The 20545-nt window shown below is 70.1% G+C and carries 15 protein-coding genes; 9 read left to right on the plus strand and 6 right to left on the minus strand.

From position 1 onward, the window contains the following. Positions 1–115: 115 nt before the first annotated feature. Positions 116–1096, minus strand: coding sequence for an aldo/keto reductase (locus tag ABH935_RS07880; protein WP_370377122.1), 981 nt, complete (start codon positions 1094–1096; stop codon positions 116–118). A 113-nt stretch (positions 1097–1209) separates the two neighbouring features. Between ABH935_RS07880 and ABH935_RS07885 the strand changes: the two genes are divergently transcribed. After that, complete coding sequence (locus ABH935_RS07885) at positions 1210–2148, plus strand: helix-turn-helix transcriptional regulator (RefSeq protein WP_370377123.1); 939 nt, start codon at positions 1210–1212, stop codon at positions 2146–2148. Here the strand turns inward: ABH935_RS07885 and ABH935_RS07890 are convergent. The 3 genes from ABH935_RS07890 to ABH935_RS07900 form a co-directional block, all read right to left on the minus strand. After that, complete coding sequence (locus tag ABH935_RS07890; protein ID WP_370377124.1) at positions 2131–2745, minus strand: TetR/AcrR family transcriptional regulator; 615 nt, start codon at positions 2743–2745, stop codon at positions 2131–2133. The genes ABH935_RS07885 and ABH935_RS07890 overlap by 18 nt on opposite strands. A 397-nt stretch (positions 2746–3142) precedes the next feature. Continuing rightward, positions 3143–4213: a tartrate dehydrogenase gene (locus tag ABH935_RS07895; RefSeq protein WP_370377125.1), complete on the minus strand. Its 1071-nt coding sequence runs from the start codon at positions 4211–4213 to the stop codon at positions 3143–3145. 101 nt (positions 4214–4314) lie between these two features. After that, positions 4315–5217: a LysR family transcriptional regulator gene (locus ABH935_RS07900; RefSeq protein ID WP_370377126.1), complete on the minus strand. Its 903-nt coding sequence runs from the start codon at positions 5215–5217 to the stop codon at positions 4315–4317. Between the two features lie 165 nt (positions 5218–5382). Between ABH935_RS07900 and ABH935_RS07905 the strand changes: the two genes are divergently transcribed. The 8 genes from ABH935_RS07905 (at position 5383) to ABH935_RS07940 (ending at position 15488) form a co-directional block, all read left to right on the plus strand. Beyond that, a complete protein-coding gene (locus tag ABH935_RS07905; RefSeq protein WP_370377127.1) occupies positions 5383–6291 on the plus strand; it encodes an alpha/beta fold hydrolase in 909 nt (302 codons plus the stop codon). Next, complete coding sequence (locus tag ABH935_RS07910; protein WP_370377128.1) at positions 6288–7418, plus strand: M20 family metallopeptidase; 1131 nt, start codon at positions 6288–6290, stop codon at positions 7416–7418. The genes ABH935_RS07905 and ABH935_RS07910 overlap by 4 nt, the downstream gene beginning before the upstream one ends. Before the next feature lie 293 nt (positions 7419–7711). Then, the gene (locus tag ABH935_RS07915) at positions 7712–9277 is read left to right on the plus strand and encodes an ABC transporter substrate-binding protein (protein WP_370377129.1); all 1566 of its coding nucleotides are present in this window, start codon (positions 7712–7714) and stop codon (positions 9275–9277) included. Positions 9278–9596: 319 nt separating this feature from the next. Beyond that, positions 9597–10565 (plus strand): ABC transporter permease, encoded by a 969-nt coding sequence (locus tag ABH935_RS07920; RefSeq protein WP_370377130.1) that lies wholly within the window; start codon positions 9597–9599, stop codon positions 10563–10565. After that, entirely contained in the window at positions 10562–11476 is a 915-nt protein-coding gene (locus ABH935_RS07925; protein ID WP_370377131.1) for an ABC transporter permease, read from the plus strand. Before ABH935_RS07920 ends, ABH935_RS07925 begins: the two co-directional genes overlap by 4 nt. A gap of 4 nt (positions 11477–11480) precedes the next feature. Then, positions 11481–12542: an ABC transporter ATP-binding protein gene (locus tag ABH935_RS07930; protein ID WP_370377132.1), complete on the plus strand. Its 1062-nt coding sequence runs from the start codon at positions 11481–11483 to the stop codon at positions 12540–12542. Further along, on the plus strand, positions 12539–13624 hold the full coding sequence (locus tag ABH935_RS07935) for an ABC transporter ATP-binding protein (protein WP_370377133.1): 1086 nt from the start codon (positions 12539–12541) through the stop codon (positions 13622–13624). The genes ABH935_RS07930 and ABH935_RS07935 overlap by 4 nt, the downstream gene beginning before the upstream one ends. Continuing rightward, positions 13617–15488 carry a prolyl oligopeptidase family serine peptidase gene (locus ABH935_RS07940; RefSeq protein ID WP_370377134.1) on the plus strand — a complete coding sequence of 624 codons (1872 nt, stop codon included), beginning with the start codon at positions 13617–13619 and terminating at the stop codon, positions 15486–15488. Before ABH935_RS07935 ends, ABH935_RS07940 begins: the two co-directional genes overlap by 8 nt. A gap of 902 nt (positions 15489–16390) precedes the next feature. On the opposite strand, the gene ABH935_RS07945 is transcribed toward ABH935_RS07940, so the two are convergent. Then, complete coding sequence (locus ABH935_RS07945) at positions 16391–18565, minus strand: alpha-galactosidase (RefSeq protein ID WP_370377135.1); 2175 nt, start codon at positions 18563–18565, stop codon at positions 16391–16393. Positions 18566–18639: 74 nt separating this feature from the next. Then, the gene (locus tag ABH935_RS07950) at positions 18640–20271 is read right to left on the minus strand and encodes a beta-1,3-glucanase family protein (RefSeq protein WP_370377136.1); all 1632 of its coding nucleotides are present in this window, start codon (positions 20269–20271) and stop codon (positions 18640–18642) included. Between the last annotated feature and the right edge of the window lie 274 nt (positions 20272–20545).

Genomic DNA, 20545 nt, shown 5'->3' on the forward strand with positions numbered 1-20545 from the left:
GAGTACGGGGTCGCCTCGCCCGGGGCGACTGCGATCGAGTATGGGCTCTGATGCGCGCTGAGCCTCGCTAGGCGCTCCGGGCCGAAAGCCCGGGGCGCCACGCGAGCGACGTGCGTCAGAAGAACGTCGGCAGCCGCGGGACGTAGGGCGATTCCAGCGAGTCGATCTCCTCGGTGGTGAGCTCGATGTCGAGCGCCGCGACGGCGTCGGCGAGGTGGTGCGGCTTGGTCGCGCCCACGATCGGGGCGGAGACCACCGGGTTCTTCAGCACCCAGGCCATCGCCACCTGCGCCATCGGGACGTCGCGGGACTCGGCGACGCGCTGGACGGCTTCGACGATGGCCCGGTCGCTGTCGAGGAACAGGGGCCTGCCATACGTGTCGGTGGTCGGGCCGACCTCCGCGCGCTGCGTGGAGCTTTCGCCCCAGGGACGCGTGACCCGGCCGCCGGCCAGTGGGCTCCACGGAATGCTTCCGACGCCCTCGTGGGCGAGGAGGCCGAACATCTCGCGTTCCTCTTCGCGGTGGGTCAGGCTGTACTGGTCCTGCATGGAGATGAAGCTGGTCCATCCGTGGGACCGCGCGGCGTGCTGCATGGCGGCGAACTGCCAGGCCCACATGGACGAGGCGCCGATGTAGCGCACCTTGCCCGCCTTGACCACGTCGTGCAGCGCCTCCATCGTCTCCTCGATCGGGGTTTCCGGGTCGAAGCGATGGATCTGGTAGAGGTCGACGTAGTCGGTGTCCAGGCGCTGGAGCGAGGCGTCGATCTGCTCCATGACCGCCTTGCGGGACAGGCCCGCGCCGCCCGGGCCCTCGTGCATCGGCGCCCACAGCTTGGTCGCCAGGACGACGTCCTCGCGCCGCGTGTACTTGCGTAGCGCCCGGCCGACGATCTCCTCGGAGGTGCCGAGGCCGTAGATGTTGGCGGTGTCCCAGAACGTGATGCCCAGCTCGACGGCCTGGCGGAAGATCGGTTCGGCCGCGTCGTCGTCGAGGACCCAGGTCAGTCTCTTGGTCGGGTCGCCGAAACTCATGCAGCCCAAGCCGATCCGGCTGATCTTGAGGCCCGACGTTCCGAGTCGTGTGTACTCCATGGCTCCCAGCCTGGCACGGACTGCCTCCTCTGGCCTCCGACCAGGGGGTTCCTGCTGTTCCAGGTACTGCCAGACCCCCTCACGCGGACAGAAACGGTCGTACCGTTGGAGGCATGGACGCCCGCACCGAGTTCCGCGACTTCCTCACCTCCCGCCGCGCCAGGATCACCCCGGAGAAGGCCGGCCTGACCGGCACCGGCACCGGTGGCAGCGGCAGCGGCAGCCGAGGCGGCGCCGGTGGCCACGGCAGCCGCCGGGTCGCCGGTCTGCGCCGCGAGGAGGTCGCGCTGCTGGCCGGCGTCAGCGCCGACTACTACATCAAGCTCGAACGCGGCAACGCCCGCGGCGTCTCCGACAGCGTCCTGGAAGCCCTCGCACGTGCCCTGCACCTCGACGAGGCCGAACGTGCGCACCTGTTCCACCTGGCCGAAGCCGTCAACACCGGCACGCGGACCCCCGCACGCACCCCCAAGCCCGCCGTGCGCCCCACCGTCCAGCGCATCCTGGACTCCATGTCCACGGCCCCGGCCTACGTGCGCAACCGCCGCCTGGACATCCTGGCCGCGAACCGGCTCGGCGAAGCACTGCTCGCCCCGATCCTCGCCACCCCGACCAGCACCACCCCGCGCCGACCGCCCAACGTGGCCCGCTTCATGTTCCTGGACCCCGCGGCCGTCGACTACTACCTCGACTGGGAGCGCATGGCCGCCGGCACCGTCGCGATCCTGCGCGCCGAAGTCGGACGGGACCCGCACGACAAACCCCTGACGGAGCTGGTCGGCGAGCTGTCCACGCGCAGCGACCACTTCCGCACCGCCTGGGTCGCCCACAACGTGCTCGTGCACCGCACCGGCGTCAAACGCATCCATCACCCGGTCGTCGGGGACCTCACCCTCGCTTACGAGGCTCTGGAACTCCCCGCCGACACCGGACTGACCATGATGGCCTACACCGCCGAGCCCGCCACCCCGTCGTTCGACGCCCTGAACCTGCTGGCCAGCTGGGCTGCTACAGAGCCGACGGAGTCGACGGAGTCACCCACGCGGGCGTGACCCGTTCAGGAAGATGTCCACCGCGCCCTCGGCGATCGTACGGATGGTCTCCGGGGTGGTGTCCACGTCCTGATTCAGTAGCAGCTTCACGTGTCTGTCGGCCTTGATGATGGCCAGGAAGTACTCGACCGCCATGTCCAGGTCGTTGATCTGGAGCTCGCTCCGTGCGATGAGGCGCGCGAAGTACTCGCGGATTCTTGTGCGTGTCTGCAGGCCTGCACCCTCGACGACCAGGGCTCCGAGGTGGGGGAAGCGGCGTGCGTCGGCTACTACGGTGCGCAGGAGTTCGAGGTGCTCGCGCGAGTAGATGGCCGATAGGAAGCAGGTGGCTAGCTCGACCAGGGTCGCGCGTGTGTCGTGGGATTCCAGGTCGATGTGCTCGGCGCCTATGGGGTTGACCTCGGCGCGGCGGCTGACGACTGCCTCGAACAGCGCGTCCTTGGTGGGGAAGTTGCTGTAGACGGTGGCCTTTGCGACGCCGGCGTGAGCCGCCACGACCTGCATGGTCGTGTCGGTGTAGCCGTGCCGTAAGAAGAGCTCCTCGGCTGCAGTGAGGACTTCCTCGGCCTTGCGTTGGTACTCCCGAGTAGCGGCCATGATGCGTTCCAGCTCCTTTCCGATTCAGCGGACGTGGTCCGAAGCAGCCCACAGATATCCGAGTACTGCGATGGTGAAGATTGCTGTCCATTGGATGTGTACCTGATGCCACCGGGGGTCGTTCGGTGACGGGAACAGTGTGATGCTCTCCGGGAGCAGGAGCGTGACGCCGATCGCGAGCAGCAGGACGGCGACGGCGAACGGCCCGGCGATGCCGTCGAGCGAGCTGCGCAGTCGAGCTGCGGCGATAGCCAGTGCCGTGGCGTAAAGCGCTGCCGCCTCGATGCCCAGAGTCCCGAGCGGATCCGGAATTCCGGAGCTGTGGAGCGCGGAGGCGATCGAGTTCGCCGGTCGGCGCTCGCGGCTGGCTGTCCTTCGGTTCGGTGGGCCCTCGCGGCTACCCTGCCGCAGCCTCCACCAGCTCCACCACGTGTTCGGTGACCTCCTTGGTCCCGGCCGAGCCGCCCAGGTCCGGAGTGAGTACCGTCCCGTCGGCCAGCGCGGCGGCTATGGCGTTGTTGACATCTTCGGCGGCGTCCGGGTGCCCCAGGTGCTCCAGCATCATCGCCGCGGACCAGATGGCGCCGACCGGGTTGGCGATGCCGCGGCCGGCGATGTCGGGGGCCGAGCCGTGGACGGGTTCGAACATCGAGGGGTACGCGCGCTCGGGGTTGAGGTTCGCCGAGGGGGCGATGCCGATGCTGCCGGCGACCGCGGCGGCCAGGTCGCTGAGGATGTCGCCGAACAGGTTGCTGCCGACCACCACGTCGAAGCGGGCCGGGTCCAGGACCAGCTTGGCGGCCAGGGCGTCGATGTGCTCCTGGTCCCAGTTCACGGCCGGGTGCCGGGCCGCGCGCTCGGCGACCAGCTCGTCCCAGAACGGCATCGTGTGCACGATCCCGTTGGACTTCGTCGCCGAGGTCAGCCGGCCCCGGCGGCGCTCGGCCAGGTCGAAGGCGTAGTCCACGACGCGGGTCACCCCGGTGCGGGTGAACACCGCCTCCTGCACCGCCAGCTCCTCGGGGAACCCGCGGTTCATGCGGCCGCCGATCTCGCTGTACTCGCCCTCGACGTTCTCCCGCACCACCACGAAGTCGACCTCGCCGGGCAGCGCGCCGCGCACCGGGGAGGGGACGCCCTCGAACACCTTGATCGGCCGCAGGTTCACGTACTGCTGGAACCCGCGCCGGATCGGGATCAGCAAGCCCCACAGCGAGACGTGGTCCGGAACGCCGGGGTAGCCGACCGCGCCCAGCAGGATCGCGTCGTGCTCGCGCAGCCGCTCCAGCCCGTCCTCCGGCATCATCGCCCCCTGGCGCAGGTAGCGCCGGCAGGACCAGTCGAACTCGGTGAACTCCCAGTGCAGGCCGTGGCGGGCCCCGACGGCTTCCAGGACCCGGCGTGCGGCGGGCACGACCTCGGTGCCGATGCCGTCGCCGGGGATCAGCGCGATGCGGTGTTTCGTCATGGGCTGATTGCATCAACGCCCCGGAGAGGGCGTCCAAGACCGATCGGCGATGCTCCTGATAGGTGAGGCCTATCGGTTGGACCTCCGGGTTGCGGTTGCGCTCAGCGGGTGTCGGGCGGCGACGCCTCGTGCGTGGCCGCCGCCAACTCCAGACAGGCGCGCGCCGCCGGGGTCAGCTCGGCGGTCCGGCTGACCAGCGCGACGTGCAGCGCGGCCCGCGGCTCCAGGTCGAGCACCAGCGCCCCGGTCCGCTCGGCCAGCTCCCGCCAGGCCTCGGTGACCACCGCGAACCCGACCCCGTCCAGCACCAGCGGGAGGATGGAGACCCGGTGCTCACTCTCCACCGCGATGCCGACCTCGATCCCCTGGTGGCGCAGGCTGTCCACGAACATCCGCATCCCGGTGCCGCGCTGGCCGACGATCAGCCGGTGCCCGCTCAGCGCCGCGCAGTTCACCGGCACGCCCGCCGGGAACGGCCCGTCCGGTGGCGTGACCAGCACGAACCGCTGCTCCCAGGTGCGGTGCGTGACCACGCCGCGCTCGGCCAGCGGCCCGGGCGTGGCCACCAGCCCCAGCTCGCAGGCGCCGGTGCGGACCAGTTCCACCACGTCGCGCGGGGTGAACGCGGCCCGGATCCGTACCACGACGTCGGGATACCGGACGGCGAACCGCTGGATCAGCGTGCTCAGCGGTTCGACGGCCTGCGAGGGCATCGCCGCGATGTCCAGGGCGCCCCCGCGCAGCGCCTGCACCGTGCCCACGCTGGCCCGTGCCAGCTCCAGGCTGCGCACCGCGGCCCGGGCCGGCTCGATCAGCGCGGTGCCGGCCTCGGTGAGGACCGCGCGGCGGCCGATCCGGTGGAACAGGTCGCTGCCCAGGTCGCGCTCCAGGGCCTGCATGGCCTGCGACAACGACGGCTGGGACACGTACAGCGCGGTGGCGGCCCGGCTGAAGCCGCCGGAATCCACGATCGCCAGGAAGTACTCCAGCTGCCGGACGTCCATCTCGCACCGCCCTCCACCCCGCTTTCGACCTCGCCGACGACGCCGGTCCCGGAGGTCTCGGCTGGTCTCGGCGTCCCGGTTCAGCACCGCAGATAGGGCGTTCCTATCAGAGACATCACCGACGTGTCTTGGACAGGCCGCCGGACGGGTTGCTGTGATCAGGGCATGAACGACGAGCTGCTACCGGGTTTCACCGCTCGGCGCGTGGACGCCGAGGGCGTCGGGGTGAACGTGCGTGTGGCCGGCGACGGGCCGCCGCTGTTGCTGCTGCACGGCTACCCGCAGACGCACGTGATCTGGCACCGGGTCGCACCGCTGCTGGCCTCGCGGTACACGGTGGTGCTCACCGACCTGCGGGGGTACGGCGACAGCGACAAGCCGGCGTCCACGGCGCCGGGACACGCCGCCTACAGTAAGCGCGCCATGGCGGCCGACCAGTATCTGGTGATGCGCGAGCTGGGCTTCGACCGCTTCGCCGTGGCTGGCCACGACCGGGGCGGCCGGGTCGCGCACCGCCTCGCGCTGGACTACGCGGACGCGGTCGCGGCGCTGGCGGTGCTGGACATCGTGCCGACCCGGCACACGTTCGCCACCGCCGACACGCACTTCGCTCTGGGGTACTACCACTGGTTCTTTCTGGCCGCCGGCAACGGCATCCCCGAGCACCTGATCGGCGCCGACCCCGGGTTCTGGGTCCGGACCCGGATGCAGGCCCGGCACCATGGCGGCACGCCGTTCCATCCCACGGCCATGGCCGAGTACGTGCGGTGCTTCTCCGATCCGGCGGCGATCCACGCCTCGTGCGAGGACTACCGGGCTGCGACGGGCATCGACCTGGAACACGACGAGGCGGACGCGGCTGCGGGTCGACTCGTGCAGTGTCCGGTGCTGGCGTTGTGGGGCGAGCACAGCTTCGTCGGCAGGAGTTACGACGTGCTGGACGTGTGGCGCGACTACGCGAAGGCGGTCATCGGCCAGGCGTTGCCGTGCGACCACTACGTGCCCGAGGAGGCGCCGGAGGCCACGGCGTCCGTGCTGGGGGAGTTCCTGGCCCGGCAGGGGTGGTCCTCATGACTGCCGCCGACAACCTCGGAACCGGCCCGGCGGCTGCCGCCGAGCGTGCGGTGTCCCGGCTGGCCGAATTGGTCGGGCACGAGACTCCGTCCGGGTACGCCGCGGGCTTGCACGCGTGCTACGACCTGCTCACCGCCTGGGCTCCGGCGGGTTTGGGCACGCCGCACCGCTTGGTGCGCGACGAGGTTCCGCACCTGTTCTGGCCCAAGCGGTCCGGCGCGCCCGGCGGTGTGCTGCTGTTGTGCCATGCCGACACCGTCTGGCCGCTGGGGACGCTGGCCGAACGGCCCTTCGCCCGCGAGAACGGCCGCCTGACCGGGCCTGGTGCCTTCGATATGAAGGCTGGTCTGGTGATCGGGTGGGAGGCGCTCGCTCTGGCCGCCGACAGCGGGGGCCTGGAGCATGTCAGTGTGCTGGTGACGGGGGATGAGGAGACCGGGTCGCCCACGTCTCGTGCGCTGGTCGAATCCGCTGCCGCGGACTGCTCGGCTGTGCTGGTGCTGGAGCCCGGCGAAGGTGACGCCGCCAAGGTCGCGCGCAAGGGCGTGGGCTTGTACCGGATCGCTGTGGGGGGCCGCGCCTCGCATGCCGGGCTTGAGCCGGAGGCCGGCGTCAACGCTCTGATCGAGCTGGCGAGTCAGGTGCTCGCTGTCGCCAGGCTTGGCGACAGCGGCGCCGGCACGACTGTTACTCCGACTGTCGCTTCCGCGGGCACTACTACCAATACGGTGCCCGAGGCGGCTGCCTTCAACGTCGATGTGCGCGCTTGGCAGCTGACCGAGCTGCAGCGCGTCGATTCTGCGCTGCACGCGCTTGTGCCTCGGCACCCCGAGGCTCGTTTGGAGGTGTCCGGCGGTATCAACCGGGCGCCGCTGGAGCAGGCCATGTCCGACGAGCTGCTGGACCTGGCACGGAAGGTATCCCGCGAGCGCGGTCTGCCGTCGCTGGGCGCGGCGCGGGTCGGCGGCGGCTCGGACGGCAACTTCACCGCCGGCCTGGGGATCCCGACGCTTGACGGCCTCGGCCCTCGCGGTGCCGGTGCTCATGCCCGCCACGAATGGGTCGCCGAGGAATCCCTGCTCGAACGCGCGGCTCTGGTCGCCGGGCTGATCGAAGCCCTGCGCTGACACCGGGTCCCGCAATACCCGCACTCACCGTTCCCATTCCCATCGCTCACTGACACGACCGGTATCGCTACCCCTCACTATCGGCGCACCGGTTGAGAAGAGGTTGACAAATAATGAACCGGCAGTTGAGCTATACCCCCCGCGGCATCGGCCGCCTTCGCCGCATTCGCCGCACGGGGCCCGTCGCCCTTGTCGTCGCAGGACTCTCCCTTTCTCTGGTCCTGGCCGGTTGCGGCGGTGGTTCCGCGAATCCGGCGGCCGGATCGGCTGTCCGTACCCAGACCGCGGCTCCCGTGGCCGTGCGCCAAGGCGGCAGCCTGGTCATCGGCGCCGAGCAGGAGCCGGACTGTGCGGACTGGCTGGGCACGTGCAGCGGCGCGGTGTGGGGCGAGTACATCATGAAGAACGAGACGATCCCGCAGGCGTTCACGGTCGCCAAGCAGGGCGCCGACTGGGTGCCGGTGGCTTCGCCGCTGATGGCCGGCGAGCCGACGATCACCGGGGACGCGCAGCCGAAGATCACCTACCGGCTGAATCCGAAGGCGGTCTGGTCCGACGGGCAGCCGATCACCTCCGCCGACCTGAAGTACACGGCGCTGCAGGTCCGCGACGGCCAGGACATCTTCGACAAGACCGGGTACAGCCTCATCACCTCCGTCGACACCCCGGATCCGCAGACCGCCGTGGTGACGCTCAGCAAGCCGTTCGGCAACTGGAAGATGCTGTTCAGCGGCGACTACGGGGTGCTGCCGTCGCACCTGCTGGCCGGCAAGGACCGGGACGCGGTGATGAAGAACGGGTACAGCTTCAGCGGCGGGCCGTGGAAGATCGAGCAGTGGGTGCGGGGGAGCAGCGTCACGCTGGTGCCCAATGACAAGTACTGGGGTCCCAAGCCGCATCTGGACAAGGTGACGTTCCAGTTCACCGCCGACACGGCCGCGGCCTTCCAGGCGTTCCGCTCCGGGCAGTTGGACGCGTTGTATCCGTCGCCGCAGCTGGACGTCATCGACCAGATCAAGTCCGGGCTGCCGAACGCGAACATCCAGACCGACGCGCAGTCGGGGAACCTGGAGGCGTTGTGGATGAACAACGCCCGGTTCCCGTTCGACTCCACCGCGGTGCGGCAGGCCGTGGCGTACGCCATCGACCGCCAGTCGCTGGTGACGCGGCTGTACGGGCCGCTGGGCTCCACGAGCCCGGCGCAGAGCTTCAACTCCCCGATGCTGTCGCGCTACGCCGGCACCGACTTCTCCACCTACCACCTGGACCTGACGAAGGTCACAGCCCTGATGACCGGCGCGGGCTGGGCGAAGAACGGCGACGGCGTCTGGGCCAAGGACGGCCGCCCGGCGGCGTTCACCATCACCTCGCTGTCCGGCAACAAGCGCCGCGAGCTGATCGAGCAGGTGCTCCAGGCCCAGCTGAAGCAGGCCGGATTCACCCTGACGATCAAGAACAGCACCGCCGCCGAGCTCTTCAGCAAGACCGCCCCGGCCGGCGACTTCGACCTCGGGCTCTGGACCATCGTGGACACCTTCCCGGCTCCGACCCTGGACGCCAGCTTCGCCTCCCAGAACATCCCGGGCCCCTCGAACGGCCAGGCCGGCATCGACTTCATCCGGTCGAACTACCCGCAACTGGACCAGCTACTGGGCGAGGTCGCGAACACCACCGACGAGACCGCCCGCCGCCAGGCCGCGCTGCAAGCGGACACGTTCATCGCCGCCAACGTCGTGTCGCTGCCGATCAGCGCGGTGCCGAACGTGCTGCTGTGGAACAAGCGCGTCGGCGGGCCGATCAGCATCAATCCCTTGGAGGGGCCTTGGTGGAACCTCGCGGAGTGGGGGCTGGTTTCGTGATGGCACTGAGGACAATGCTCCTGCCGCATGCCTCGCTGCCGCAGCAGCGCACGCGACCGGCGCCGCCGCAGCAGCACACGCAGACCTGGCCGCCGCACCAGAACGTGCGCCCGGTGCCGCAGCCGCAGCACGCGCAGCCAGCGCCGCTGCAGCACCCGCAGACCTGGCCGCAGCGCCAGTACATGCCGCATCCGCAATCGCGGCCAGCGCCGCAGCCGCCGCATCCGGGCCCGCAACCGCCGAGGCTCTCACAGAGGCTCCCCTCGCCGCCGCACTCGCAATCGCGGCCGCCATCCCCCCAAGCCTCGGAGGCGCCACCATGCTGACCTTCCTGGCCCGCCGCCTGGCCACCTCCGTGCCGGTCGTGATCATCGCCTCCTTCCTGCTCTTCTGGGCGGTGCGCGCCACCTTCGACCCGCTGGCCAAGCTGCGGCAGTCGCACGACCCGACCGCGTTGCCGCGCGAGACCGCCCGGCTGGGCCTGAATCGGCCGGTGCCGGTGCAGTACCTGCGGTGGATGAAGGCGTTCGTCACCGGCGACTGGGGCACCAGTACCCGCACCGGCGGCTCGGTCTCCACCATGATCGGGTCCGCGCTCGGCACGACCGCGCAGCTGGTGGTCTGGGGCGTGCTGTTCGCGGCGGTGCTGGCGTTGGCCGTCGGGCTGTACTCGGCCTCGCGGCAGTACTCCGTGGGCGACTACGGCTTCACCGCGCTGTCGTATCTGGGTATTGCGATGCCCGCGTTCTGGGTCGGCCTGATCCTCATCCAGGCCCTCGCGATCTGGCCGCAGCAGCAGTTCGGCATGGCCGACCCGCCGCTGTACTTCATCGGCCTGCACTCGCCCGGCTCCCACGGGGTGAACGTGGACTACCTGCGGCATCTGGTGCTGCCGGTGCTGACCATGACCGTCGGGCTGGTGGCCGGGTGGTCGCGGTTCAGCCGGGCGGCGCTGGTGGAGTCGCTGGGTTCGGACTACGTGCGGACCGCGCGGGCCAAGGGCGTGCCGCGTCGGCGGATCCTGATCCGGCACGCGCTGCGCAACTCCTTCGCCCCCTTCGTGACGGTGGTCGCCATGGATGCCGCGCTGCTGGTCGGCGGGCTGGTGGTCACCGAGCAGATCTACTCCATCCCCGGCATGGGCCGGCTGTTCCTGGACTCGATGATGGCCGGCGACGTGTTCACCCTCGTGCCCTGGATGCTGGTCATCGCGCTCGCCATGATCCTCTTCAATCTGTTGGCGGACGCCGCGTACGCCCTGTTGGACCCTCGGGTGAATCTGCGATGACCGAGATCGAGACCGACACCAAGCCCGATACCGAGAAGGCGCACAAGACCAGCAACAACGCGCACGAGCCGAGCCAGGCGCGAATCGCCCTGCGCCGCTTCGCGCGCCACAAGGTCGCGGTCGCCGGCCTGGTCGTCCTGGCGGCCCTGACCGTCGGCTGCTTCGGCGCCAGCCTCCTCGCTCCCTACCCGCACAACGCGCAGGACCTGCTCCTCGGCGCCGCCCCGCCGTCCGGCGCGCACCTGCTCGGCACCGACGAGCTGGGCCGGGACTACCTGTCCGGGGTCATGTACGCCGGGCAGGTGTCCCTGGCCATCGGCCTCGGCGTGGGCGTGCTGTCCACGGCGCTCGGCACGCTGCTCGGCGCGGTCGCCGGCTACTTCGGCGGCTGGGTCGACGAGGTGCTCATGCGTGTCACCGACCTGTTCCTCATCGTGCCCGCGATCGCGTTGCTGGCATTGGCTATCCAGGGCCTCGGCTCCTCCCCGCCGACCATCGTCCTGGTGCTCGCCGGCATCGGCTGGACCAGCATCGCCCGCGTGGTGCGCGCCCAGGTCCTCAGCCTGCGCGAGAAGGAGTACATCGACGCGGCCCGGGTCCTCGGCGTGCCGACCCGGCGCATCCTGTGGCGGCACCTGCTGCCCAACCTGACCGGCGTGATCGTGGTCAACGTCTCGCTGGCGGTGGCCGCCTCGGTGATCCTGGAGTCGACGCTGAGCTTCCTCGGCTTCGGCGTGCAGCCGCCCCGCTCCAGCTGGGGCACCATGCTCAGCCAGGCCTCCGGCATGGTCGGCACCTCCCACTCCTACCTGCTCTACGCGCCGGGCCTGGCGATCCTGGCCACGGTGCTGGCGGTGAACTTCGTCGGCGACGGGCTGCGCGACGCCCTGGACCCGCAAGGAAGGCAATAAGGCGATGACGACAGCCGCGACGAACAACTCCGGGGGCCCGGCCGCCTCAGCGATCCCGACCGGTGGCGCGGGTCCGGCGGACACGCCGCTGCTGGCGGTCCGCGACCTGACCGTCCGCTACCGCTCCGAGGCCGGCCCGGTGACCGCCGTGACCGGGCTCAGCTTCGACGTGGCCGCCGGCGAGACCCTCGGCATCGTCGGCGAGTCCGGGTCCGGCAAGTCCGCCGCCTCGATGGCGATCATGGGGCTGCTGCCGGCCGGCACCGAGGTGACCGGCTCGATCCGGCTGCGCGGCGAGGAACTGTTGACCCTGTCGGACACACAGATGCGCGACGTCCGCGGGCGCCGGATCGCGATCGTCTTCCAAGACGCGCTGTCCGCGCTGAACCCGATGATGACGGTCGGCGCCCAGCTGGCCGAGGCCGTCGCCGTCCACCACCGCGACCGGGGCCGCGTCGAGCTGCACGAGCGCGCCGCCGAGCTGCTCGACCTGGTCGGCATCCCCGACCCGCGGGCACGGCTGGACCAGTACCCGCACGAGTACTCCGGCGGCATGCGCCAGCGGGCCCTGATCGCGATGTCCATTGCCAACGATCCGGAGATCCTGATCGCCGACGAGCCGACCACGGCGCTCGACGTCACCGTGCAGGCGCAGGTCCTGGAGGTGATCGAGCGGGTCCAGGACCGCACCGACACCGCGGTCGTGCTGATCACGCACGACCTCGGCGTCGTCGCGGGCCTGGCCGACCGCGTCCTGGTGCTCTACTCCGGCACGAAGCTGGAGGACGGCCCGGTGGACGACCTCTTCCACGCCCCCGCACACCCCTACACCGAAGGCCTGCTCGCCGCCCTGCCGCGGGTGGACCGCAAGACGGCGCGCCTCGTGCCGATCCCGGGCCAGCCGCCGTCGCCACGCGACCGGCCGGTCGGCTGCCCGTTCGGGCCGCGCTGCGTGCACGTCCTGCCAGGGGTCTGCGACGTCCCCGACCTGCCGATGACGCGGGTTTCGCCCGGGCATGACAGCGCTTGTGCCCGCGTGCTGGAGCTGATGGGAGCGGCACGATGACCGCCGCCGAGGCCATGACGCAGTCGGCCGCCGCGACCGAGCCCCCGCAGGCGATCGACGTCCGCGACCTGGTCGCCGAATACCACCTCAAAGGCCGCGGCCGCATGGGCCGCAGGACCCGCACAGTGCAGGCGGTGGCCGGAGTGGACCTGACGGTGCCGCGCGGCCGCACGCTCGGCCTGGTCGGGGAGACCGGCTGCGGCAAGACCACGCTGGGCCGGGTGCTGGTGAACCTGGTCCGACCGGCCGGCGGCGAGGTCACGGTCGGCGGCATCGACGTCGCCGCGGCCCGGGGCACCGAGCTGCGGCGGCTGCGCCGGACGGTGCAGCTGGTGTTTCAGGACCCTTATTCCTCGCTGAATCCGAAGCTCAGCGTCCGGGCCCTGCTCACCGAGCCACTGACGGTGCACGGCCTGCACCCGGGACGGCGCGAGGAGCGCGTGGCCGAGTTGCTGGAGCTGGTCGGCCTGGACCCGACGCACGCCGGCCGGTTCCCGCACCAGTTCTCCGGCGGGCAGCGCCAGCGCATCGGCATCGCCCGGGCCCTGGCCGTGGAGCCGCGGATCCTGGTGCTGGACGAGCCGGTGTCCGCGCTGGACGTGTCCGTGCAGGCCGGCGTGATCAACCTGCTTGAGGACCTGCAAGCAGAACTCGGGCTGAGCTACCTGTTCATCGCCCACGACCTGTCGGTGGTCCGGCAGATCAGCCACGAGGTCGCGGTGATGTATCTGGGGCGGATCGTCGAGCGGGGCCCAGCCGAGGCGCTGTATGACCGCCCCGCGCACCCTTACACCAAGGCCCTGCTGTCGGCGGTGCCGGTGCCCGATCCGCGCATCCAGCGCACCCGCAAGCGGATCGTCTTGGACGGCGACGTGCCGAGCCCGCTCGCCCCGCCGTCCGGTTGCCGGTTCCGCACCCGCTGTTGGAAGGCCACTGATATCTGCGCCACCACCGCCCCGCCCCAGACTCTCGTTTCAACACAGCCCGCCACCGTCGGCGACAGCGAATCCGCACATCAAGTCGCCTGCCATCACCCTGAGCCGCCCACTCTGATCGGAGCCTGCCATGCCTGCCATGCCTGAACCCCACTGGCACGCCTACTTCCCGCACCAACGCCTGGTGAAGGTCCGCCGGGGCCGCGGCCTGCGGGACGTCAGCCTCCTGGTCACCGACGACACCGACGGCCTGGCCCTGGCGGTGTGGGACGCGGAAAGCGATCAGGTCACAGCGATTCCGGCCGCCCTCGCCGACGCCGGCGACGGCCTGGAGGCGGTCCTCGGCCGTGACGGTCTCTCGCTGCTGGCGATGCGCGACGACCACGGCTCGGAGGTCGGGCACGTCTGGCGCACCGACCTGGCCACCGGCGCGGCCGCCGACCTGACCCCGGGCCTGCCGCCGTATGTGCTGCGGGGCCTGGACGTGGCCCGCACCGGCGGACGCGTGGCGCTCACCGTGGTCACCGACGACGGCTTCGAACTCCACGTCGCCGCCGAGGGCGACGTGCCGCGGCGCCTGTACGCCTCGGCGAACGAGGCGTGGAACGGCGTGATCTCGGCCGACGGCCTGCTCGCGGCGGTGGACACCACCGACCACAACCCGGGGATCCGCCGCTTCGCGGTGACCGTCCTGGCCGTCGAGGGCGCGAAGACCGTGTCAGTGCTCAGCGACGGCCCCGACGGCCCAGTGCGCGCCGTCCGCTTCTCCCCGGTCCCCGGCGACAACCGGCTGCTGGTGAGCACCGAGCGCAGCGGCTTCGCCCGACCCTGCGTCTTCAACCCCGCCAACAGCGCCCGCATCGACGTAGACGCCCCGGACCTGGCCGGCGACCTGGTGGCACTGGACTGGTCCGACGACGCCGAGCGGCTGCTGCTGGTGCACGTCGACGCCGGGGTGCACCGGGTGCTGGAGTACGACCTGGCGACTGCCACGCTGCGTGCCGTGCCGCACCCCGACGGCGGCTTCTTCAGCCCGGACGTCGCAGCGGCGCACCTGAACATCTTCGCCTCGCACTACGGTCCCGGCCGGGAGATCAGGCTGCTGCACACGCGCTTCAACCAGCCGTTGCGACTGCTGCGCGTAGACGGCGACGAGACGCGCGAGCAGACCTGGGACCTCGGCGCGGCGCCGACACCAGTCCCCGCCGGGACGCCACTGCGCTCGGCCACCGTCACCTCGGCCGACGGCACCCCCGTCCAGGTCTGGTCGGCCCGACCGGAAGGCGCCACCGAGCCCGGACCGCTGGTGCTGTCCGTACACGGCGGCCCGAACATGGTCACGGTCGACGGCTACGTCCCCGAAGCGCAGGCATTCCTGGCCGAGGGCATCGGCTACGCGGCCCTGAACTACCGAGGCTCGGTCACCTTCGGCCGCGACTTCCGCGAAGGCTTCCGCCCCGACATCGGCGACCGCGAAACCGAGGACATCGCCGCCGCAGTGAACTGGCTGGTGGAGCAAGGCATCGCCGACCCGGCGCGCATCTTCATCACCGGCCACTCCTACGGCGGCTTCCTGTCCCTGCTGTCCCTAGGCCGCCTCCCCACCCTGTTCGCCGGCGCCCTGGCCTTCGTGGCACTCGCCGACTGGACCACGGCCTACCACGACATGAACCCGGCCATCCAAACCGCCTGGCGCACCTTCATCGGAGGCTCCCCCGAAGAGATCCCCGACCGCTACCGCCGAGCCTCCCCGATCACCTACATCGACCACGTCCGCGCCCCAGCCTGGATCCGCCAAGGCCGCTACGACACCCGCACCCCCGCAGCCCAGGCCCACGCCTACGCCCAAGCCCTCGAAGCCACCGGCGCCGACGTAGTCCTCGACTGGTTCGACGGCGGCCACGAAATCACCGGCCGCGCCCACACCATCGCCGACCACACCCGCACCCTGACCCTGATCCGCGCCGCCCTCGCCGGCCAGAAGTGGGCCACCGGGCCAGTCGAGCGCTGACGATCGGCGCCCACGGCCTCGCTCGCTGTGCGGGCACGACCCCGCACCGGTGCGGCCAGGCTGCCGGCCTCGGCGAGAACCGGTGCCTTGGCCGCTGCGGGTGGTGACGGGCAAGCGTGGCCGGCCACGCGGTGAGGGGGTCCGAAGGACCATGTGGGGTGTTGGTTCTGGGTCCCTCGCCGCGTCGGCGGGCTCTGCCAACCTGGCCGGGCCGGTGGTGTCCAGCCGAACGGAGAACGACCACAGCAGCAGCGATGCGGCTGGACACCACCGGACCGGGCTGGTTCCGTTTACGGCGACGACGCGGCGAGGGACCCAGAACCTCGGCGACCACAAGCAGCGACCGCCAGCAGACAGCGCAACGCAGGCAACAGCGTAAAGGGAGCCGACCAGTCCCGGACCGCCGCCAAACAGCAGCACGCGCGGGTCGCCCCCTCGCTGTAGAGCGCCCGCCGGAGGCCTTGAGGTGCCCACCACGCCCGACGATTGCCGCCTACGCAACGCATGCGCAGTGACTCGGACCGCCGCGCGGTCGTGGACACGTGAACCGCCACCCGCCAACGCACCGCGCTCAGGCTCGAACCATCGCGCGGTCGTGTCCGCGTAAACCGCCGCCCGCCAACGCACCACGCTCCGGCTCGAACCACCGCGCGGTCGTGCCCACGAAAACCGCCAGCCGCCAGCGCGAAATGAGTCGCCCAACCGAACTGCGTCCCCCAGCGAGGTCATCAAACCCTGCGCGAAGCCGTAAAAATCGCCTGTAAACCGCGGCCCAACCGCACCCCGGCCACCCCACCGGCCACCCCACTCAATACCGGAAACACACGCAAGAACGGGGCGGCAGTCCGCAGGCTCCTGCGACCCACCGCCCCGCCGACCCACCGCCCCCGCCCCAGCCCCACTCAAGGCACGAGCGACCACTCCTGGTTTACGCCCCCGTCGGCCGGGAACTGGATCACAGCGGCGCCGGGCACGGTGCTGCTGTTGGTGAGGTCGATCATCAACCCGTCGTACACGCTCTTCAGCCCGACGGCCCCCGGCCCCTCGTCCACCAGCGTCCAGCGGCCGTTGCTGCCGCCGTCGTCGCCGAACTGGATGAGCTGGGTGCCGGCGGCGGTGGTCGGTCCGGGGATGTTGACCAGCTTGCCGCTGTTGGCGTTGACGATCGTGTACGCGCCGCTCGCCTGCTTGACGAACGTCCACTTCTGGTCGGCCTGGCCGTTGTCAGAGTACTGAAGCAGGGTCGCGCCATCGGCCGTGGAGTCGTTGTTCACGTCCAGCCGGCCACCGGTTGCTAGGTTCTCGACGCGGTAGGCGACGTTCGCATCGGGCACCGGGACCAGCGTCCACTTCTGGTTCGCGCCGCCGTTGGCGGGCCACTGGATCACCGGCGCGCCGGAGCTCTTCGAGCCGCCGGAGACGTCGGCGAGCAGGCCGTCGGAGGGCGAGCTCAGCGTGTAGGAGCCGCTGCCGGTCGGGACCAGGCGCCACTGGGTGTCGGTGGCGTTGTCGTCGCCTGCCTGGACCAGTTGTGCGCCCTGGCTGCCAGAAGGAACGGCCAGCTGCTGCTGGCTGGTGCGGTTGAGAACCTTGTAGCTGCCGTCGCCGACCGGCACCAGCTGCCACTCCTGGTCCAGCGCATTATCAGCACTCTGCTGCACGACCGACGACCCCGACGTGGCCAGGTTCAGACCGCTGTTGGCGTTGACGATGTTGTACGACATCGCGGTGTAGCCGACCGACCCGGTCGGTGTGACCTTGAGCAGCGTCGCTCCGTGGGCGGGCAACGAAACGCTGTAGCCGGTGCCGAAGCTGCCGAGGTCGGCGTGCGACCAGTCGTCATGCACCGTGGCCGCAGAGCCGGTGAAGCCGATGTCCTGCCAGTTCACGGACGCGGTGGCGGCCGAGCCAGCCAGGTTGAACAGGGCGACGGTGTAGCTGCCGTCGCCGTTCGCCGCGTACCAGGCCTGCTGCTGCGTCGTGCGGTCCACCGCGCGCGCCGGATGCCCGGCCTGGTCCACCGCCAGCACCTCGGAGTTGGTCAACAGCCCGACATCCGTCGAGTCCAGGTTCGTCAGGTCCACACCGAGCGTCAGGTTCGAGTTCTCGATCGCCCACAGCGTCAGCTGCGTCTTGCGCTCGTCATACGTGAGCCCGTCGTTCGAGCCGTTGCCGACCTCGATCGAGTCCAGGTCGTTCCACCCGCCGGTGCCGCCGACGCCGATCCACGGGACGACGTCGGAGAAGCGGAGGGCCACGTTGTTCCAGTCGGTCAGCGGATAGGGCGAACCGTTGGCGCCGCAGTAGCACTCGACGTCGTCCTCGATGCGCCAGCCGTTCGAGTACTGCTGCCAGGACGCCGCGTCCGCCCTCGTCAGCTTGTTCGACAGCTCCAGGTGGATGGTGCGGCCGGTCTGGTTGAGCGCCTGGGACCAGTGCTGGACGTCGGCGACGCCCTGGGAATCCCCGTCATTCGGGCTGACGCCGTCGATCTTCAGGTAGTCGATGCCGAAGCCGGCGAGCTGGTTCGCCCAGGAGTTCAGGTACGCCTGCGCGGCCGCGGGGTTCTTCGCGTAGTCGATGTAGTACATCCGACCGCTGCCGAAGTTGTAGTTCGTCTCATAGCTGGTGGTGTTGGAGACGATGTCCCGCGCGTGGAACGAAGTCCCGGCGATCGGCGTGTTCTGGTTGTACGCGGCCACCGGAATCCCCGGCGTCAAGTACATCCCGAACTTCTCCCCGAGCGAGTGTATGTACGAACCCAGATTCGCCATCCCGTCCGGAAACTTGCTGCTGTCCGTGACCCACCGCCCGTAGGAGTCCACGGTGTTCTGCGGGTCGAGGTAGTAGAAGTCGTCCAGGTTGACGTACTGGTACCCAGCATCGACCAGCCCGCTGGTCGACATCGCCAGCGCCTGCGCCTTCATAGCGGCCTCGGTGGGGTGGTTGCGCAGGAACGACCAGCTGCTCCAGCCCATCAGCGGGCTGATCGCGGCTCCGTTAGCCTGCGCGTGAGCTCGGGTCTGGCGGCCGTCCACGACGAAGAACGCCAGGGCCAAAGCCAGGAACGCGGCCAAGAAACGGCGACGGTGGGGTAGTGCGGGCAAGGATGTTCTCACTGGGGCTCCCGAGGGTGGATAGGGATCGAAGCTCAGCCGGCGTACTGCACTGTGATCTCGTCAAGGTTGAGGTAGTTCGAGCTGCCGAGCGAGCTGTTGTAGATCACGGATATCGTGTTCGACCCGGCGTTCAATGCGACGTTGGGCACCGTCACCGTGTTCCACGAGGACCACGACCCGGTCCCGGGCAGGCTCAGGTTGTTCACGACCCCCGACCCGTTCACGTAGATGTACCGTGACGCGTTACCGGCGGCAGCGGAGTAGCGCAGCGTGAGGGTGTACGGGCCGGCCTGACTGACGCTCGGGTGGAGGTCGACCCACTGGCCGTCATGGTTCCAGCCCGCGACGTATCCGCTACCGGTGTAGCCGGGATAGATCGCCTCGGTGCCCAGACCGTGCAGCGTCCCGCTCTCGGCCTGTACCTGAATGACCGGGTTGCCGCCGCCCCCGCCGCCGCCCCCGTGGACCGGGCTGAGGGTCACCGTCAGCAGCGTGGGGTTCTGGTCGACGACCGCGCCGGACTGGTCCACGCCGCCGGTCGGCGCCACGTCGTCGTACGGGAAGGCGTAGCCGCGGCCGTCGATGCTGGTGGCGTGGACGATCCGGGCGTAGTGGTTGGTCTGCGGGTACTGGTAGTAGTTCGCGGGGTTCTCCCCGGCGGGCTGGTCGGAGTCGATCAGCAGCGTGGTGCGGTTGATCGCGGCGCTGATCCGCGCGGTCAGCGCGCCCATCTCCACGCCGCTGGTGTTGAAGGGCCCTGAGTTGCAGCTGAAGATGTCGGCGCTGGAGGGCCGGCCGAACGAGCCGACGCCGGGGAAGTTCAGCACGCCGCCGGATACGTTTCCGGTCACGGTGCCCCACTGCGCCTGGGTGTCGATGGACAGCGTCTGGGAGCTGTACTTCGACCAGACCTGGTCCAGGTACCCGTCGAAGTAGCCGGCGAACAGCGAGGAGTTCTGTGCGATCCCGTTGTTCGGGCTCAGCGCGCGCAGGTTCGCCCCGCCCGAGGTGACGATGAGCTGGTTCCAGCCCTGTCCGTCGGCCGCGCTCTGAGCCTGCAACGCACTGCAGACGGTGTCCAGCGCGCCGGCGGGCAGGCCCGGAGCGGTCTGCGTGCCGGCCGCGCCGGTGGACGTCAGCCCGATCGGGATGGCCACGAAGTCGACCATGCTGATGTTCGCCCACAGATTCGTGCTGTTGAAGGTGAACTCGCAGAAGTCCCACATCACGTTGATGTTCGGGTCCGACGGATTGCTCACCGACGGGAAGACCAGCGCCGGTCCGGGGTTCACCAGGAACGTCAGAGGATTGTCGATGGAGAACCAGATTCGGCCGCCGGCCAGGTGCGGAATGGTGATCCGGGTGGTCGATCCGTTCGGGCCCAGCGGGATGGCGCAGTTCGCCCCGAGCGGCGTGAGGGTCGAGGGCGGGGACGGCGGGTAGTACGGGGTCCGTCCGTCGGACTGCAGGAGGAACCAGGCGTTGCCGTTGTCGATCGCGAGGCCCGTGACGTAGGCGTAGACCGTGTTGGAGCCCGTGTTGTTCTGCAGGTCGATGTTGAGCGTGCTGCCGGTGGCCGCCGAAGCGCGCGGGGCGAGGGCGGCGACCGAGGGCAGGACGGCTGTGGCGGCAGCGGCTGCGAACAGGTTTCTTCGGGAGATCATGGATCCAGTGCTCCTCACGTGGGGTGGTCGGCGTGTGGTCCGAGTGCCGTCGGCGCACGGGACCGGCGCTGTGATTTCTTGTGCGATTGCGGAGCAGGTGGGGCGGGTCCGCTGCGGTGGGAGCGACAGGGGGCCGGCGGGTCGTCGAATGCGGCGTAGTTCATCAAGCTGGACTAGACCAGTGGGTCTGTCAAGGGGTCTGTGCGCAGGTAAGCACCGGTCAGCGGTTGGTTGATTACTGAACCAGTGGTCAGAAAATCACCAGGACGTGCTC

It is taken from the genome of Catenulispora sp. GAS73 (assembly GCF_041262085.1).
Taxonomy (GTDB): domain Bacteria; phylum Actinomycetota; class Actinomycetes; order Streptomycetales; family Catenulisporaceae; genus Catenulispora.

Bases quoted from the DNA above. Each gene is read 5' to 3' on its own strand.
- ABH935_RS07910 (WP_370377128.1), top strand. From the start codon at position 6,288: ATGACTGCCGCCGACAACCTCGGAACCGGCCCGGCGGCTGCCGCCGAG.
- ABH935_RS07950 (WP_370377136.1), bottom strand. From the start codon at position 20,271: ATGATCTCCCGAAGAAACCTGTTCGCAGCCGCTGCCGCCACAGCCGTC.
- ABH935_RS07920 (WP_370377130.1), top strand. From the start codon at position 9,597: ATGCTGACCTTCCTGGCCCGCCGCCTGGCCACCTCCGTGCCGGTCGTG.
- ABH935_RS07925 (WP_370377131.1), top strand. From the start codon at position 10,562: ATGACCGAGATCGAGACCGACACCAAGCCCGATACCGAGAAGGCGCAC.
- ABH935_RS07885 (WP_370377123.1), top strand. From the start codon at position 1,210: ATGGACGCCCGCACCGAGTTCCGCGACTTCCTCACCTCCCGCCGCGCC.
- ABH935_RS07880 (WP_370377122.1), bottom strand. From the start codon at position 1,096: ATGGAGTACACACGACTCGGAACGTCGGGCCTCAAGATCAGCCGGATC.
- ABH935_RS07940 (WP_370377134.1), top strand. From the start codon at position 13,617: ATGCCTGAACCCCACTGGCACGCCTACTTCCCGCACCAACGCCTGGTG.
- ABH935_RS07905 (WP_370377127.1), top strand. From the start codon at position 5,383: ATGAACGACGAGCTGCTACCGGGTTTCACCGCTCGGCGCGTGGACGCC.
- ABH935_RS07930 (WP_370377132.1), top strand. From the start codon at position 11,481: ATGACGACAGCCGCGACGAACAACTCCGGGGGCCCGGCCGCCTCAGCG.
- ABH935_RS07890 (WP_370377124.1), bottom strand. From the start codon at position 2,745: ATGGCCGCTACTCGGGAGTACCAACGCAAGGCCGAGGAAGTCCTCACT.
- ABH935_RS07935 (WP_370377133.1), top strand. From the start codon at position 12,539: ATGACCGCCGCCGAGGCCATGACGCAGTCGGCCGCCGCGACCGAGCCC.
- ABH935_RS07895 (WP_370377125.1), bottom strand. From the start codon at position 4,213: ATGACGAAACACCGCATCGCGCTGATCCCCGGCGACGGCATCGGCACC.
- ABH935_RS07900 (WP_370377126.1), bottom strand. From the start codon at position 5,217: ATGGACGTCCGGCAGCTGGAGTACTTCCTGGCGATCGTGGATTCCGGC.